Below are 1,927 nucleotides of genomic sequence, written 5' to 3'. Positions count from 1 at the left end.
GCCCTCCGGCCCGTCGCGACGAACCCTTCACCACCGGACCGGCCCACCCGCGTCACCGTGCCGGTCGGGCGGGCCGGCCGCCGGCACCTGGGACGGGTCGCCCGCCGGCCCCGTCGCGACGAACCCCTCACCACCGGACCGCCCCCGCACGAGGCCGGGACGGCCCCAGGACGACGACGGCCGCCGACGCGCCCCACAGGGCGCACCGACGGCCGGGTGTCGAGGTCGTCCACCTCGCGCGGAGCGGCGGGCCGTGATGGCCGGCCCTCCGTCAGGCACGAAGAGTCAGTCGGAGATCAGGCCCTCGCGCAGCTGGGCCAGGGTCCGGGTCAGCAGCCGGGAGACGTGCATCTGGGAGATGCCGACCTCCTCGCCGATCTGCGACTGGGTCATGTTGGCGAAGAAGCGCAGCATGATGATGCGGCGCTCACGGGGCGGCAGCTTGGCCAGCAGCGGCTTCAGCGACTCCCGGTACTCCACGCCCTCCAGCGCGGTGTCCTCGTAGCCGAGCCGGTCGGCGAGCGAGCCCTCCCCGCCGTCGTCCTCCGGGGCCGGCGAGTCCAGCGAGGAGGCGGTGTAGGCGTTGCCCACCGCGAGGCCGTCGACGACGTCCTCCTCGGACACGCCGAGCACGGCGGCGAGTTCGGTGACCGTCGGCGAGCGGTCCAGCTTCTGGGACAGCTCGTCGCTGGCCTTGGTCAGCGCCAGGCGCAGCTCCTGGAGGCGGCGCGGGACGCGCACCGACCAGGACGTGTCACGGAAGAACCGCTTGATCTCGCCGACCACCGTCGGCATCGCGAAGGTCGGGAACTCCACGCCCCGCTCGCAGTCGAAGCGGTCGATCGCCTTGATCAGGCCGATGGTGCCGACCTGGACGATGTCCTCCATCGGCTCGTTGCGCGAGCGGAAGCGGGCCGCCGCGTAGCGCACGAGGGGGAGGTTGAGCTCGATCAGGGTGTCCCGGACGTACGCGCGCTCGGGGCTGTTCTCGTCCAGCGCGGCGAGCCGCAGGAACAGGGAGCGGGACAGGGTGCGGGTGTCGATGTCCGCCGAAGCCGGGACGGCTGTGATGTCGGATGCCGGAAGAGCCGGGGCCGGAACGGCCTCGAGAGCCGAAACGTCGAGCGCGGCGTCGGGCGACTCGCTCTTCATGAGCGTGAGCACCTTCGAGCTGCCCTGGTCTGCGGACATGCCACCCCCTCTGGGTCGCGGGACGGTCGTGGCGAACGCTCCGAACGAGGAACGCCAGCCTTCACCTGAATACCGGAGCCGAAGCCGCGGCAAACGCGCTGGCGAAAGAATGTCACATGTCGGCAACGCGCTGTAGTGACATGTCGACATGTGAGATCCGAATCCGCCCTGCTTACAGGGGGTCTGACGGTGTTTCGGCTCTCAACTGTCGGCATCCGCCCTGGTGAGCGATTCGCTCTCGCAGGTTATGGCTCGCTCATGCTTGCGGTTATGCGTCGATCCGGTTCGCCGAGCGGAGCCGCTGGAAGCTACGCGCCAGTAGCCTCGAGACGTGCATCTGGGAGACCCCGAGTTCCGCACTGATCTGCGACTGGGTGAGATTGCTGTAGTACCGCAGCAGCAGGATTCTCTGTTCCCGCTCGGGCAGTTGCACGAGGAGGTGGCGGACCAGGTCCCGGTGCTCCACGCCGTCCAGGGCGGGGTCCTCGTAGCCGAGCCGGTCCAGGAGCCCGGGCAGCCCGTCGCCCTCCTGGGCGGCCTCCAGCGAGGTGGCGTGGTACGACCGCCCGGCCTCGATGCAGGACAGGACCTCGTCCTCGGTGATGCGCAGCCGCTCGGCGATCTCGGAGGTGGTGGGGGTGCGCCCGAAGGCGGTCGTGAGGTCCTCGGTGGCGCTGTTCACCTGGACCCACAGCTCGTGCAGCCGGCGCGGCACATGGACCGTGCGCACGTTGTC

At 70.3% G+C, this 1,927-nt stretch carries 2 protein-coding genes; both read right to left on the bottom strand.

Features of this window, described 5'->3' with window-relative positions; genetic code table 11:
• Positions 1-285 precede the first annotated feature (285 nt).
• Positions 286-1,191, bottom strand: a complete 906-nt coding sequence (locus ACFY5C_RS41370) for an RNA polymerase sigma factor SigF (protein WP_062665734.1) — start codon at positions 1,189-1,191, stop codon at positions 286-288.
• Between the two features lie 268 nt (positions 1,192-1,459).
• On the bottom strand, positions 1,460-1,927 hold a 468-nt coding region (locus ACFY5C_RS41365), incomplete at its 5' end, for a sigma-70 family RNA polymerase sigma factor (RefSeq protein WP_389455230.1).

This window comes from Streptomyces sp. NPDC012935 (assembly GCF_042900345.1).
Taxonomy (GTDB): domain Bacteria; phylum Actinomycetota; class Actinomycetes; order Streptomycetales; family Streptomycetaceae; genus Streptomyces.
This window is presented reverse-complemented; position numbering and strand designations above follow the sequence as displayed.

Coding starts and splice junctions, on each gene's coding strand:
- ACFY5C_RS41370 (WP_062665734.1), bottom strand. CDS start 1,191: ATGTCCGCAGACCAGGGCAGCTCGAAGGTGCTCACGCTCATGAAGAGC.